Origin of the sequence: uncultured Jatrophihabitans sp. (genome assembly GCF_964246335.1) — a bacterium.
Classification (GTDB): domain Bacteria; phylum Actinomycetota; class Actinomycetes; order Mycobacteriales; family Jatrophihabitantaceae; genus Jatrophihabitans.
In genome coordinates, this window is the sequence record NZ_CAXTQF010000042.1 from 1 (window position 1) to 14,219 (window position 14,219).

10 protein-coding genes and 1 pseudogene are annotated in these 14,219 nt (G+C 71.3%); 10 read left to right on the top strand and 1 reads right to left on the bottom strand.

The features are described from left to right. Positions 1–331, top strand: a pseudogene (locus tag ACFFCN_RS12610) (hypothetical protein); the annotation flags it as partial. Positions 332–371: 40 nt separating this feature from the next. Here ACFFCN_RS12610 and ACFFCN_RS12615 read toward each other — a convergent pair. Then, positions 372–1,103: a ZIP family metal transporter gene (locus ACFFCN_RS12615; protein WP_375492093.1), complete on the bottom strand. Its 732-nt coding sequence runs from the start codon at positions 1,101–1,103 to the stop codon at positions 372–374. A 98-nt stretch (positions 1,104–1,201) separates the two neighbouring features. On the opposite strand from ACFFCN_RS12615, the gene ACFFCN_RS12620 reads away from it, so the two are divergent. The 9 genes from ACFFCN_RS12620 to ACFFCN_RS12660 all read left to right on the top strand — a co-directional run bounded on the left by ACFFCN_RS12620 (position 1,202) and on the right by ACFFCN_RS12660 (position 14,149). Beyond that, entirely contained in the window at positions 1,202–2,578 is a 1,377-nt protein-coding gene (locus ACFFCN_RS12620) for an FAD/NAD(P)-binding protein (protein ID WP_375492095.1), read from the top strand. A 103-nt stretch (positions 2,579–2,681) separates the two neighbouring features. Continuing rightward, on the top strand, positions 2,682–4,331 hold the full coding sequence (locus ACFFCN_RS12625; RefSeq protein ID WP_375492097.1) for an IPT/TIG domain-containing protein: 1,650 nt from the start codon (positions 2,682–2,684) through the stop codon (positions 4,329–4,331). Positions 4,332–4,455: 124 nt separating this feature from the next. Then, a complete protein-coding gene (locus ACFFCN_RS12630; protein ID WP_375492098.1) occupies positions 4,456–5,880 on the top strand; it encodes an FAD-binding oxidoreductase in 1,425 nt (474 codons plus the stop codon). Positions 5,881–5,931: 51 nt separating this feature from the next. Next, positions 5,932–9,306 carry a BTAD domain-containing putative transcriptional regulator gene (locus ACFFCN_RS12635; protein WP_375492100.1) on the top strand — a complete coding sequence of 1,125 codons (3,375 nt, stop codon included), beginning with the start codon at positions 5,932–5,934 and terminating at the stop codon, positions 9,304–9,306. Positions 9,307–9,404: 98 nt separating this feature from the next. Beyond that, positions 9,405–10,583: a C40 family peptidase gene (locus ACFFCN_RS12640; RefSeq protein WP_375492102.1), complete on the top strand. Its 1,179-nt coding sequence runs from the start codon at positions 9,405–9,407 to the stop codon at positions 10,581–10,583. Between the two features lie 44 nt (positions 10,584–10,627). Continuing rightward, on the top strand, positions 10,628–11,035 hold the full coding sequence (locus ACFFCN_RS12645) for a DUF1003 domain-containing protein (RefSeq protein ID WP_375492103.1): 408 nt from the start codon (positions 10,628–10,630) through the stop codon (positions 11,033–11,035). After that, complete coding sequence (locus ACFFCN_RS12650) at positions 11,032–11,511, top strand: NUDIX domain-containing protein (RefSeq protein WP_375492104.1); 480 nt, start codon at positions 11,032–11,034, stop codon at positions 11,509–11,511. Before ACFFCN_RS12645 ends, ACFFCN_RS12650 begins: the two co-directional genes overlap by 4 nt. A gap of 66 nt (positions 11,512–11,577) precedes the next feature. Then, positions 11,578–12,624 (top strand): NAD(P)-dependent alcohol dehydrogenase, encoded by a 1,047-nt coding sequence (locus ACFFCN_RS12655; RefSeq protein ID WP_375492105.1) that lies wholly within the window; start codon positions 11,578–11,580, stop codon positions 12,622–12,624. A gap of 142 nt (positions 12,625–12,766) precedes the next feature. Further along, positions 12,767–14,149, top strand: coding sequence for an NAD(P)/FAD-dependent oxidoreductase (locus tag ACFFCN_RS12660; RefSeq protein WP_375492106.1), 1,383 nt, complete (start codon positions 12,767–12,769; stop codon positions 14,147–14,149). Positions 14,150–14,219: the final 70 nt, after the last annotated feature.

The following is a 14,219-nucleotide window of genomic DNA, read 5'->3' on the forward strand; positions in this document are numbered from 1 at the left end:
CGCGCACTTCGTGCAGGCGCTGCGCTGCCTCGAGGACACACCCGACGCCGCGCTCGAGGCGGCGGTGCGCAACAACCTGGCGCGGGCCCAGGCCGCGGCCGGCGAGCGGACCCAGGCGGTGCAGACGGCCCGCGCCGCCCTTGCACTCGGCGCCCGGCTCGGCGATCGGCACCGCCTCGCGGCGCTGCACGCCAATCTTGTCGACCGGTTGCACGAGATCGGCGACGAAGAGTTGGCGATGGCGCATCTCAAGCAGTCAGCGGCGCTGTTCGCCGAGGTGGGCGCCGACCCGCTCGACCGCCCGGGTGTGTGGACACTCACCACCTGGTAGCGCGAGCAGCTGGTGCGGGTGGCTCGAGCTCGCACACGCGTCAGTGACTCAGCCCGACCACGACCCACATGAGGGCCACGCCGCCGACGGTGCTCGCGAGCGTCGCGCGCGACGGGTGGCCGGCATGGGCCTCCGGCAGGATGTCGGCGGTCGCGAGGTAGAGCAGGAAGCCGGCGAAGTATCCGAGGTACAGCCCGATCGCGAGGCTGGAGACGTGCACGAGGGTGCCGAGCACGGCGCCGGCCACCGGGGCGAGCGCGTCGAGCGCGAGCAGGGTCAGCGCACGTCGGCGCGCGTTGCCGTACAGCGACGTGATGGTGAATGTGTTGAACCCGTCGGCGAAGTCGTGTGCGATCACCGCGATCGCGACGGCGACGCCGACCCCGGCTCCGCTCTGGAACCCCAGCCCGATGCCGACTCCGTCCAGCAGGCTGTGCACGACCAGCGCCGAGGCCGCGGCGATCCCGACGGACCGCAGCCCGTGGTGGTGCGCCTCGAACTCGTGCTCATGCGCGCGGTGCATCGCCATCGACCGCTCGACGACGTGGATGGTCAGGAAGCCGGCGATCGCGGTCAGCAAGGCTGCGGGGACGCCGAACACGAGCCGCCCTGCCTGCTCGAGCGCCTCGGGCAGCAGGTCGAAGCCGACGACGCCGAGCATCACGCCTGCTGCCAGCCCGAGCACGAGGTGCAGCCGGTCGCGAATCCGCAGCGCGACCAGGCCGCCGCCCAGCGTGGACAGCAGCGCGACGAGGGATACGAGGATCGCCATCTCCGCAGCATGGCAGCGCGGCACGGCACGTACGGCAACTCCGCCCATCCGTTATGCTCCCTACCATTCCGATAGGGAATACGACGACGGGAGCGTCCGTGCCGGGAGTGGTGACGATCGTCGGCGGCGGTGCGAGCGGCACGCTCACCGCGCTGCACCTCGCGCGGGAGGCCGAAGCGGCCGGTCGCCGCGTGCACCTCGAGCTGTGCGAACCGCGCCGGGTCGGCGAAGGACTCGCGTACTCGACCACCGATCCGCGGCACCGGCTGAACGTGGTCGCCCAGGGCATGAGCGCGCTGCCGGACGACCCGCTGCACTTCGTGCGCTGGCTGCGTCGGCACGTCGCGGTCGACTACCCCGAGTCCGGCTACGCGCCGCGACAGCACTATGCCGAATATCTCGAGCACTGCCTGACCGAAGTGCTCGTCGGCGCGCGGCACGTCACCTTCACCCATCGGGCGCAGCGCGTGCACGACGTCGCGCGACACGGCCGCGGGCTGCGGATCACGCTGGCGGACGGCAGCAGCCACCCGGCCGACGCGGTCGTCCTGGCCACCGGGCACGGCTCGCCGTCGACTGCCTGGGCACCGGCCGCGTTACGCCGCTCGCACCGGTTCCAGGCCGACCCGTGGCGGGCCAGCGCCGCCGTCACGGTGCACCCCGGCATGTCGATCGTGCTGGTCGGCGCCGGGCTGACGATGGTCGACATGGTGCAGCGATGGGGCCGCGCCGGCGTTCGGGTGCACGTCGCGTCCCGGCACGGACTGCTGCCGCTGCCGCACGCGCAGGACCCGGCCCCGCCGCACCCGGTGACCGCGATCCCGGCGGGCGACCTGTCGCTCGCCCAGGCGCGCCGCATCGTGTTCGACCAGATCCGCGCCGCCGGTGACGACTGGCGGCGTGGCATCGACGGCCTGCGCCCGATCACCGCAGACATCTGGCACCGCATGGACGACGCCGCCCGCGCCGCTTTCCTGCGCGCCGCGTCGCGCCGGTGGGACCGTGTGCGGCACCGCCTGGATCCCGCACTCGACGCGTGGCTCGCCCAGCGATGTAGCGACGGCACACTGACGATGCACACCGCCACGATCGAGTCGGCGGACGAGGTCAGCGACTCGCTGCGCGTTGGCCTCAGCGACGGCACCGTCGTGGACGCTGCGCTCGTCCTGAACTGCACCGGCACGTGCTTGCCGATCCGGCACGACGCCGACCCGCTCGTGCTCAACCTGCTCGCTACCGGCCTTGCGCGCCCGGGAGCGCTCGACCTCGGCTTCGCGACGGAGGACGGCGGCCGGCTGCGCCCGAGCGCAGGCGCCACCCCGGCACCGGTATGGGCGGTGGGCCCGTTGCGCCGCGGCGACCTGTGGGAGACCACGGCCGTCCCGGAGATCCGCTGCCAGGCCGCGACGACGGCACGGCAGGTGCTGACCGCACTGCCCGCGACACGGCAACGCCTGTACGAGGCCGTCGCTTAGCGGAAATACAGGCAATTCACTGGGTTGGCGCCTCTGGACCGAACAGCGACTTTATGTGAGCATTCACCGAACTGTCGCGGCGGGGGCCAACGCAAGGATCGCCATGAAGCTTCTCGTCCGCGCCCTGTGCCTGATCGGCTCCCTCGCCCTGATCGCCGTGCTGGTCGCCGTCCCGGCGCTCGCCGGCGTACACCCGTCCGTCACCGCCATGTCCACACACCGTGGCGAGTACTGGGGCGGCACCCGGGTCACCGTCTGGGGCCACAACTTCTCGCACGTCAAGAAGGTCATGTTCGGTGCGGAACGCGGCTACGGGGTGCACGTCGTCTCGCCCAGCAAGCTCACCGTGTACTCCCCGGACCACCGGTACGGCACCACGCACGTGCGCGTCGTCACCAGCTACGGCTGGTCGGCGAAGACCGCGGCGAACAAATACACCTTCGCCCGTCCGACCATGAACAGCCACATCCAGGGCGGCTTGACGGGCCACCAGGAGCAGCAGATCTCTGCCCGCGTCCGTCATGCGCACCACGGCGTCTACGTCGCACCGCGCGCCGGCCGGTGGACCGCCGCCATGGGCGTCACTGCCGTGTCGCGCGCGCGGTCCTGGCTCGGCATCCCCTACTCGTGGGCCGGCGGCAACTCGCGCGGACCGAGCAAGGGCGTCTGCGCACACAACGGCGGTGACCTCGACTGCCACATCATCGGCTTCGACTGCTCCGGCCTGTCGCTGTACTCCTGGGCGCCGTACCGGGCTCTCGCGCACTCGGCCGCGACGCAGCGCGGGCAGGCCGGTCGGTTCCACCCGTCGATCGGCCAGCTCGTCCCCGGTGACCTCGTGTTCTTCTCCGGCTACATCGCCGGCGGCGTCGGGCACGTCGCGATCTACGAGGGAAACGGCAACGTCATCGAGGCTCCGGAGAGCGGCTCGGTGGTCCGGCGCTCGCGGCTCGTCGACGTGATCGCGGGCAGCGGCGTCTACCGCGGTGCCACTCGGCCGACCTCGTCCGGCAAGCAGGCCCCGGGCCCGGCGCTGACCTTCCGCACCGCGCAGCTGCCGACGTCCGGCGGCTACCTCACGCTCAAGGGCCGCAACCTGTCGACCGCAACGACGGTCGTCGTCGCCGGCAAGACGTACTACTCCTTCGCCAGCCGCAGCGCGTCCCAGCTCGTGGTCAAGGTGGCGGCGCACCGGGCCGGCAACGTGTCGGTGGCCGTCTCCAACCCGTGGGGAACGTCCAAGACGTCGACCGGCTTCGTGGGCGCGCCGAAGGTCGCCGCCGTGGCCCCGGCACAGGGCACGACGGCGGGCGGCAACCGCGTCACCGTCACCGGCGCCAACCTCGCTTACACCACCAACGTGCTCGCGGGCGGGACGGCCGCCACCTTCCACGTCGTCAACCCGAGCACGCTCTGGGTGTGGCTGCCGCCGCACGCGGTCGGCCCGGTCACCTTGAACGTGGTGACTCATACCGGCACGTCGAACGGCACGACCTACACCTATGTCGTGACGCCGGCGGTGAAGAAGGCGGCACCGACGAGGAGCGGGCCGACGGCCACGACGCCGCCGGTCAGTACGCCGACGTCACCGACGAGCGGGCCGACGTCCTCGACACCGCCGGTCAGTACGCCGACGTCACCGACGAGCGGACCGACCACGACAGCACCCCCGGTCAGCACGCCGACGTCACCGACGAGCGGGCCGACGTCCTCGACGCCACCGGCCTCGGCCACGGCGACGCACGGCCCGTAGGCACGACCGCGCGATAGCCGCCGCCCGGGCTTGGAGTGATGCTCCAAGCCCGGGCCAAGCGCGCGGCAAGCGGCTCCGCCGACAGTGGCTCCACCACATGGAGACCACCCACAGGAGCCACGTCATGACCACGCAACTCACCCCCCAGTCAGCTGCCGAGCACGGCGCCGTCGCCGCAACGCTGCAGGCCCTGGCCGCGCAGCTGACCGGCGCGCTGCACCTCCCCGGCGACGCCCGCTACACCGAGCTCGCCACCCCGTGGAACGTGGCGGTCGCGAACACCCCCGTCGCCGTGGTGGAGGCCGGCTCGCCGGCGGACGTCGCCGCGGCGCTGCGCTTCGCCGGCGCCCACCAGCTGCAGGTCAGCGTCCAGGCCACCGGTCACGGGGCCGTGGCGCACCACAGGCCGACCCTGCAGATCAGCACCCGCGCGCTGCGCGAACTGACGATCAGCCCCACCGGCGCCGTCCGCGCCGGCGCCGGGTTGCAGTGGTCCGACGTGATCGAGGCCGCGGCGCCACTCGGCTACGCCGGCCTGGCCGGGTCGGCCCCGGGCGTCGGCGTCGTCGGCTTCCTGACCGGCGGCGGCATCGGACCGGTCGCCCGTACCTACGGCGTGTCGTCCGACTACGTCACCGCGTTCGACGTCGTCACCGGCGACGGCGAGCTGCGCCGCGCCACGGCCACCGAGAACCCGGCACTGTTCTGGGGCCTGCGCGGCGGCAAGGGCGCGCTGGGTTTCGTCACCGCCGTCGAGTTCGATCTCGTGCCGTTGACCGAGCTGTTCGGCGGTTGCCTGTACTTCGACGGTGCCGACGCGGCGCCGGTGCTGCACGCCTGGCGCGAATGGACGCCGACGCTGCCCGAGCAGGCGACCAGCTCGATCGCTCTCATGCGGCTGCCGGCGATGCCCGGCGTGCCCGAGCCGCTGGCCGGCAAGGTCACTGTCGCGGTGCGCTACGCCTGGGTCGGCGACCCGGACGACGGCAGCGCCGCGTTCGCACCGATGGCCGCTGCCGGTCGAGTCGTCCTCGGCGGCGTGGGCGTGCTGCCGTATACGGCGATCGGCTCCATCCACAACGACCCGGTCGACCCGATGCCGACCGCCGAGGCCGCCACGCTGTTGCAGACGTTGCCCGTCGACGCCGTCGACGCCCTCATGGCTGCAGCCGGACCGGACGCCCCCTGCCCGCAGGTGATCGTCGAGCTGCGGCACCTCGGCGGCGCGATCGGCCGGCAGCAGTCCGGCGCGAGCGCGTTCAGCTTCCGCGACGCCGCGTACTCGCTGCTGACGATCGGCATCGCCGCGCCGCCGGTGGTCGACGCGACCCACGCGAGCAGTGCGGCGATCCTCGCCGCGCTAGCGCCGTGGAGCGACGGCAGCTGCCTGCCGAACTTCCACGCGACGTCGGACCCGGGCCAGATCAAGCGCAAGTACGACCCGGCGACGCTCGCCCGCCTCGCGACGCTGGCGACGACGTACGACCCGCACGGCGTGGTCGCCGACGCCGCGCCGTTTCGCGACGCAGCGTGGATGCATGAGGGGTGAGACCGGCCGTACGATCCCCACGCCACAGTCGCGCGGCCGGACGGAGCTGGAGTGGAGTACCGGATCCTCGGCCCGCTCGAGGCCGTTCGCGACGGCCGGCCGATCGACCTCGGCAGCCCTAAGCAACGTGCCGTGCTCGCATCGCTCGTGCTCGAGGCCGGGCGGGTCGTGCCCACCGAGCGGCTCGTCGACCAGGTGTGGGGCGACGACCCGCCGGGCAACGTCGCGGCCAGCCTGCAGGCCTACGTCTCCAACCTGCGCCGCCTGCTGCGCGACGACGCCGCGACCGCACCGATCGCCCGGCAGCTGCCCGGCTACCGGCTCGACGTCGCGGACGGCCAACTCGACGTGCAGCGCTTCCGTGCCGAGGCCGACGCCGCGCAAGCGGCCGTCGACGACCGCAAGTGGACCGACGCGGTCGTGCACGCCGAGCAGGCCCTCGCGCTGTGGCGCGGCGAGCTGCTGGCGGACATGCGCGACGACGACTGGGTGCGCGTGGCGGCGGTCTCGCTCGCCGAGCGGCACGCGGTATGCACCGAGGACCTCGTCACTGCGTTGCTCGGCACGAACCGCACGGGTCAGGCCGTTGGCGTCGCGCGGGTCCTGCACGCGGCGCAGCCGCTGCGCGAACGCGCGTGCTGGCTGTACCTGCTCGCGCTGCACCGTGACGGGCGCACGACCGAGGCGCTGGACCGGTACCGCGAACACGTCGCACGCCTCGACGAGGAACTTGGTCTCGAACCCGGCCCCGCGCTGCGAGATCTGCAGGGCGCGATGCTGCGCCAGGACCCGGACGTGGCCTGTTGGCCGAACGCATCGTCCGGGCCGGCGCCCGGTGTCGTCGTTCCGGCCGGTGGCGGGACAGCACCCGACGCCGCCACCATGCCGGCGCGCGGCGGGTTCGTCGGCCGCACAGCCGAGCTGGCCGAGGTGTCCGCGGCACTCGCCGAGGCGCGGGGCGGCGTCACGCGCTGGCTGTTCTTCACCGGGCCGGCCGGCATCGGCAAGACACGCCTCGCCGAGGAAGCTCTGGGCCAGGCTGTCGCACGGGGCATGCGGGTGCTGCGCGCCGGGTGCCCCGACGACGTCGGCGCTCCCCCGTGGTGGCCCATCGCCCAACTGCTGCGGGCGCTGACCGTCGACCCCGAGCCGGTGCTCGCGCGCGATCCCGACGCGGAGGCCGACCGCGCCCGGTTCGCCACCTACGAACGCGTCCGCGCGCTGTTCGAGCAGGCTGCCGCCGAGCGACCTGTGGCCGTGTTCGTCGACGACGTGCAGTGGGCGGACCCGAGCTCGCTGGGCATGCTCGCGCATCTCGCCTTCGCGCTCGACGGCACGCCGGTGCTGTTCGTGCTGACCGCGCGCACCGGCGTCACGAGCTCGGACCTGCGGCGACTGCTCGACGCCATCGCCCGCCGCACCGGCACCCGGCAGATCACCGTGCCACCGCTGGCAGGCAGCGAGGTCGGCGAGCTCGTGCACGCCATCAGCGGTGAGCACGTGCGCTCGGCCGAGGCGTCGTTGCTGCGCACCCGCACCGGCGGCAACCCGTTCTTCGTCGGCGAGTACGCGCGACTCGCCCGCACCGACCGCGAGGCCGGCACGATCCCGCTCGCGGTCCGCTCGGTGCTCGGGCGCCGGTTGGCGGCGTTGGACGCGGGCGCGCTGCACGTGATCCGCACCGCGGCCGTCATCGGCGACACCCTCGACTTCGGGCTGCTGCGTACCGTCACCCGGCTCGACGCCGACGAGCTCGCCGACCTGCTCGACGAGGCCGCCGACGAGCACATAGTGGTGGTGGCGCCCGGGTCGAGCACCTATTCGTTCGCGCACGGCCTGCTGCGCGACGAGGTGCTCGCCGGGATGACCGATGTGCGCCGCCAGCGGTTGCACGCGCGCGTCGCCGCGGCGCTGGGCGAGGGCACGGCCACCGAGGATCTCGCGCGCCGGGCCACGCACCTGGTGGCCGCGCTGCCACTCGTCGAGGTCGACGACGCGTTCGCCGCCTGCCGCGCCGTGGCCGACGACGCGGACGCCCACTGGCAGACCGATTCGGCCGCCTACTGGTGGCAGGCCGCGCTGCGCACCTACGACCAACTGCCGGCAGGCGGCCGCGACCCGGACGTCCGCGACGACCTGGTGCGCCGACAGCTGGCCGCGCTGATCCGTGCCGGGCGTGGACAGACCGTCTACGAGGTCATCGACACCGAGATGCAGCGCGCGCTGGCCGACGGACGTTTCGCGCCCATCGCGATGATGTGTGCGAACCTCATCCGGTCCACCGGCGCTTGGCCGTGGGCGGCCTTCGGACAGGACCCGGGACCGTTGCTGGCCACCATGCAGCGTGCCGAGCAGCAGACGCGTGACGATCCGCACGTCCACCCCCGCGTACTCGCCGCCCTGGCCATCGGCAGCTGCTACTCCCCCGACGAGACGGTGCCCGACCGGCTCAGCCAGGCGGCGCTCGACGCGGCCGAGCGGCTCGCCGACCCCGACGTGCTCGCGGATGCGCTGCTGGGGCGCGCACTGACTTTCTCCGGCGTCGCGATCCGCGCACGGGAGAGCTGTCGCCTGCTCGAGCGCCTCGCCGAGCTGCCGCACACCAACGCGCGGCTCGACGCGGTGATCAGCCACGGGGTGCTGACCATGGCGCGCGCGACGCTCGGCGACATGGCCGGCGCCGCCGAGGACTGCCGCCTCGGCAGCATCGGCAGCGACGAGCTGCGGCTGCCGATCAGCCGCGTCCAGTTCCGGCTGTTCGAGTCGATGCTGGCGCTGTGGGTGGGACGCTTCGACGATGCCGAGCGGTTGTTCGCCGACGGGCTGCGCCTGCACGAGCAGACCGAGCTCTACTTCGGCTGGTCGCAGATGGCCACCGTGGTGCTGCGCTGGAAGCAGGGGACGCCGCACGAACTGCTGGAGCCGGAGCCCGGCTACGACCCGCACGTCGAGGAGATCTTCCGCGCGGTGCGCGCGCGGGACTTCGAACTCGCCGACCGATTGATCGAGCAGTTCCTCGCCGACGAGGGCCCGGTGATCTGGACCAGTCACGGCAGCTGGGCGCTGGTTGCGCACATGGTCGCCGACGCCGGGCTCGTCCGGCACGCAGCGCCCCTGATCGACCGGTTGCAACCGCTGGCCGGACTTCTCGCCGTCGTCGGGCAGCTCACGCTCGTCAGCCCGGTGTCACTCTGCCTTGCCCGCCTGCACCATCTGGTCGGCGCCGACGACACCGCTCGGCGCGAACTGGCGTCGGCTCTCGCGCTGTGTCAGGCCGGCGGGGGGCACCCGAGCGAGTTGCGGTGTCGGCTGCTGGCCGTGGAGATCGACGGCGCGCCGTCGGCCGCGATCGAGGCGCTCGCCGACGAGGCGGAGGTCGCGGGCCTGGCCGGTATCGCCCGCGAGGCCCGGGCGCTGGCCGGATAAGACGCTCTTTCACACCCGCTTCATGTGACGTATGGTGCTGGAGGGGGTAAAGACAGTGCGCCGCGGGGGCACACGACCGATCCGACCGAAGGAACGTCATGCCCCCCATCTCTGCGCTGCGTTGTCGCGCCGCTGACCACCCGCGCTCGTCTCTCCCTCGGCGCACCGCCACCGTCCTGACCGGCGTGTTGGGCTGCGCTGCGGCCGCAGCCGTGGTCGCCGCACCCGCCCACGCGACAACCTCGCCGGCCTACGTCGGGGGGCATGATCCGATCGGCACCGTCAGCAGCGTCAAGTTCGTCGGCAACACCGTGCAGGTCACCGGCTGGGCCGCCGACCTCGACGCCCGCACCTCCAACGCCCACCTGCTCGGCATCGTCGACGGCCGCGCGCACTCCGGGGCCGCGGTCACCTCCCTGCGTAACGCCACGGCCACCAAGAAGTACCGGCTCGGCGCCACCCCGGGCTTCACGATGACGATGCCGGTGCCGACGGGCAACCACACCGTGTGCGTCACCGTCGTCAACGTCGGACGCGGTTTGCGCTCGCTGCTGCGCTGCATCGCCGCTCCGCACGGACGTTCGCTGACCTCCAGGCAGATCGCGGCGCGTAGCCCGAAGGGCACCGTCACCGGCGTCAGCGCGACGTCGAATTCGATCCGGATGACCGGTACCGCTTACGACCCGGATTACGTCTACCGCCACTCGGTGGTCGTCGCCTACGTCGACGACCGGGCGGCGGCCACGGTGCACGTCGGCGACAAGTCGGCCTACGACATCACCGTGCCGGCCAGTCGCGGATCGCATGTCGCCTGCCTCTGGGCCGTCAATGTCGGCTGGGGGCACAACACATTGCTGGGTTGCCGCGCGGTGGACACCCGCGGTGCCGCGGGCTCGGGCGCGGTCAAGCAGCCGACGCTGAACAAGCAGGTGCTCGCCGAGGCGAAGAAGCACATCGGACAGCGTTACGTGTGGGGCGCCACCGGGCCCAAGACCTTCGACTGCTCGGGTCTGGTCATGTACAGCTACCACAAGTACGGCTACACCACCCCGCGGGTGGCCGCGGCGCAGTTCCACGCGGCGCGGTTGATCCCGAAGTCCCGTGCAGTGCCTGGCGACCTCGTCTTCTACAGCGACAACCGGGGCGACGTCTACCACGTCGGGATGTACTCCGGACCGGGTATGTCGGTCGCGGCGATCGACACGCAGGAAGGCGTCAACTGGCAGCGGATCTACTCCTACGGCACGACGTTCTTCGGCTCGTTCACGCACACCTGAGCGAGTCGCCTTCGGGCGCGGCGGCCCGCTGCGATCATCTGCGGATGACCACCACAGCGGCCGCCGCGCCCGTGCAACACCATCCGACCGTCATCGCCGAAGCGCGCAGACGTTCCGACGACGTCCAGCTTCGGGTCGCCGATGCCATCACCCGGTTCGCGGGCTCGATGATGTTCGTCTACCTGCACGCCGTGCTGTTCGCCGTGTGGATGCTCGTGATCGAGAAGAGTCCGTGGCCCACCCTGACCTTGATCGTGTCGCTCGAGGCGATCTTCCTCTCCACATTCGTGATGATCGGGCAGAACCGGCAGGCCGATTTTCAGCAACGCAAGGCCGACCACGACTTCACCGCAAGCGAGCAGGAGTTGCACACGAACACCGACCTCACCCGGCAGATCGCGCAACTGACCCAGGAGATCCATCAGCACGTCGTCGACGCCCAGCACGGATGACCGGGCGGGCCCACAGCGCCGGGCTGTTGCTGTACCGGCAGACCGGCGCCGGGCTCGAGGTCCTGCTGGTGCACATGGGCGGGCCGTTCTGGGTCAACCGTGACGCGGGCGCCTGGTCGGTGCCCAAGGGCGAGGTCGCGCCGGACGAGGACCTGCTCGCCGCGGCGCGTCGCGAGTTCGCCGAGGAGCTCGGTTCGCCGGCACCGGACGGCGAGCTGACCGAGCTGGGCCAGATCCGTCAGCGCAACGGCAAGGTCGTCACTGCGTGGGCGCTCGACGCGGATTTCGACGCCGACACCGTGTCGAGCAACACGTTCGAGATGGAGTGGCCGCCGCGGTCCGGCGTGCGGCGGTCCTTCCCCGAGGTCGACCGGGCCGCGTGGTTCGACGTCGCCACGGCCCGCGCGAAGCTCGTCACCGGCCAGAGCGGCCTGCTCGACCGGCTGCAGGAAGTGGTGTCCATCGAAGGAAGGTGAGCGACGGCGCTCGGTGTGGGTAGGAGAAACCGGTACGAATTCAACAAGCGAAGGAGCTCCACCCGCATGCCCACAGTCACCGCTTACGCAACTCCCGCCGCCAAGGCGCCGTTCGAGAGGACGACGATCGAACGCCGCGAGGTCGGCCCGAAGGACGTGCGGATCAAGGTCGCGTTCTGCGGGATCTGTCACTCCGACATCCATACCGGGCGCGGCGAGTGGGGCGAGACGAACTACCCGCTCGTGCCCGGCCACGAGATCGCCGGCGTCGTCGAGGAAGTCGGCTCGGACGTGTCGAAGTTCAAGGTCGGCGAACACGCGGGCGTGGGCTGCATGGTCAGCTCCTGCGGGCACTGTGAGCAGTGCACGAACGGCGAGGAGCAGTTCTGCACCGACGGCGGCATGGTCGGCACCTACGGCGGTGAGCTCGACGGCAAGCCCACGGACGGCGGCTACAGCGCGGAGATCGTGGTCGACGAGAACTACGTGCTGCACATCCCGGACGGCATCTCGCTCGACGAGGCGGCGCCTTTGCTGTGCGCCGGCATCACGCTGTACTCCCCGCTCAACCACTTCGGGGCCGGCCCCGGCAAGAACGTCGCCATCGTGGGCATGGGCGGTCTCGGCCACATGGGTGTCAAGATCGCGCACGCGATGGGCGCCGAGGTGACCGTGCTCTCGCAGACCACCGCCAAGGAAGAGGACGGCAAGAAGTTCGGCGCCGACCACTACTACGCCACCAAGGACGGCGACACGTTCAAGAAGCTGCGCGGCAGCTTCGACCTGATCGTCAACACCGTGTCGGCGCAGCTGCCGATGCAGCGCTACCTGTCGCTGCTCAAGCCGCGCGGCGCGATGGTCAACGTCGGCGCGCCGTCCGAGCCGATGGAGGTGCCCGCCTTCGCGTTGATCGGCGGGGGCAAGACCTGGGCTGGCTCGCAGATCGGCGGCATCAAGGAGACCCAGGAGATGCTCGACTTCTGCGCCGAGCACAACATCGGCGCCACGATCGAGACGATCCGGCCCGACAAGATCGACGAGGCGTGGGACCGGGTCGTCGACAGTGACGTCCGGTACCGCTTCGTGATCGACACCTCCACGTTCGACGACTGACGACACCGCGTGGCGCACGGGACATCCGGGGTGCGATAGATCCGCCTCACAGCTGGGCAGTTGCGTGAGCTCGCCCGGGTAGAACGGGAATGACGCCGTTCTACCCGGGCGTTCTGTATGTGAGGCTTAGTGGGGATGCGAGATGACTGAGGGCACGTTCCACCGGCACCACGTGGTGATCATCGGGTCCGGTTTCGGCGGGCTGTTCGCGGCGAAGAAGCTCAAGCGGGCGAACGTGGACGTCACCGTGATCAGCCGGACGACGCACCACCTCTTCCAGCCGCTGCTCTACCAAGTCGCGACCGGCATCCTGTCCGAGGGCGAGATCGCCCCGGCGACCCGCGAGATCCTGCGCAAGCAGTCCAACGTGCGGGTGCTGCTCGGCGACGTCACCGACATCGATCTGGCCGCGCACACCGTGCGGTCCGTGGCCGGCGGCAAGGTCGCACAGACCTCCTACGACTCGCTGATCGTGGCTGCCGGGGCCACCACGTCGTACTTCGGCAACGACAAGTTCGAGGCATACGCCCCCGGCCTGAAGTCGATCGACGACGCGCTGGAAGTGCGCGGTCGCATCCTGTCGGCGTTCGAGTACGCCGAGCTGGAGGCCGACGAGAAGACGCGCATGGAGTGGCAGACCTTCGCCGTCGTCGGGGCCGGCGCCACCGGCGTGGAGCTGGCCGGACAGATCTCCGAACTCGCTCATCGCACGCTCACCAAGGACTACCGCAACGTCGACACCCGCAAGACGCGGATCGTGTTGATCGACGCGCTCGACAACGTGCTCGGCGCATTCGGCACCAAGCTGTCGGCCGGCGCCGCGAAGCAACTCGACAAGCTCGGCGTCGATGTGTGGTTGGCCGAGAAGGTCGTGATGGTGGACGAACGCGGCCTCACCGTCGAGGACAAGAGCGGTGTGCGGACGCGCATCGACGCGCGGACGGTCATCTGGGCGGCCGGCGTCAAAGGCTCGTCACTGACCAAGAGTCTCGGCGAGCAGACCGGCGCCGCGGTGGACCGCAGCGGTCGGATCGCCGTGCAGCCCGACTGCTCGCTGCCCGGCCACCCCGAGGTGTTCGTCATCGGCGACGCGATGACACTCAACGATTACCCCGGCGTCGCGCAGGTGGCGATGCAGCAGGGGAAATATGCAGCCCAGCAGATCACCCGCCGCCTCGGCGGGAAGGCCGATCAGAAGCCGTTCCACTACTTCGACAAGGGCAGCATGGCGACGATCTCGCGGTTCCGCGCCGTCGCGAACGTCGGGCCGCTGCGGTTCGGCGGCCTGATCGCCTGGTTGCTCTGGTTGGTCATCCACGTCTTCTATCTCGTCGGGTTCAAGAACCGGGTCACCACGGTGTTGCACTGGGCGGTGTCGTTCCTCGGCCGCGGCCGAGCGCAACGCACCACGACCTACCAGCAACTCGTCGCCCGCGACGCGCTGACCGAACTCGACCTGCCCGACCAGGGTGCGTTCCCGGAAGACGCCGCCGCACGCGCCGAACAGGCCGCCCGGGCGGGCTGACGACGACCACGCGTAGCGCGACTACGCCGCCGCCGCCCGACAGGTTCCTGCGCAACAAGGAGACAGCGTG

Coding starts and splice junctions, on each gene's coding strand:
- ACFFCN_RS12660 (WP_375492106.1), top strand. CDS start 12,767: ATGACTGAGGGCACGTTCCACCGGCACCACGTGGTGATCATCGGGTCC.
- ACFFCN_RS12650 (WP_375492104.1), top strand. CDS start 11,032: ATGACCGGGCGGGCCCACAGCGCCGGGCTGTTGCTGTACCGGCAGACC.
- ACFFCN_RS12645 (WP_375492103.1), top strand. CDS start 10,628: ATGACCACCACAGCGGCCGCCGCGCCCGTGCAACACCATCCGACCGTC.
- ACFFCN_RS12640 (WP_375492102.1), top strand. CDS start 9,405: ATGCCCCCCATCTCTGCGCTGCGTTGTCGCGCCGCTGACCACCCGCGC.
- ACFFCN_RS12630 (WP_375492098.1), top strand. CDS start 4,456: ATGACCACGCAACTCACCCCCCAGTCAGCTGCCGAGCACGGCGCCGTC.
- ACFFCN_RS12615 (WP_375492093.1), bottom strand. CDS start 1,103: ATGGCGATCCTCGTATCCCTCGTCGCGCTGCTGTCCACGCTGGGCGGC.
- ACFFCN_RS12655 (WP_375492105.1), top strand. CDS start 11,578: ATGCCCACAGTCACCGCTTACGCAACTCCCGCCGCCAAGGCGCCGTTC.
- ACFFCN_RS12625 (WP_375492097.1), top strand. CDS start 2,682: ATGAAGCTTCTCGTCCGCGCCCTGTGCCTGATCGGCTCCCTCGCCCTG.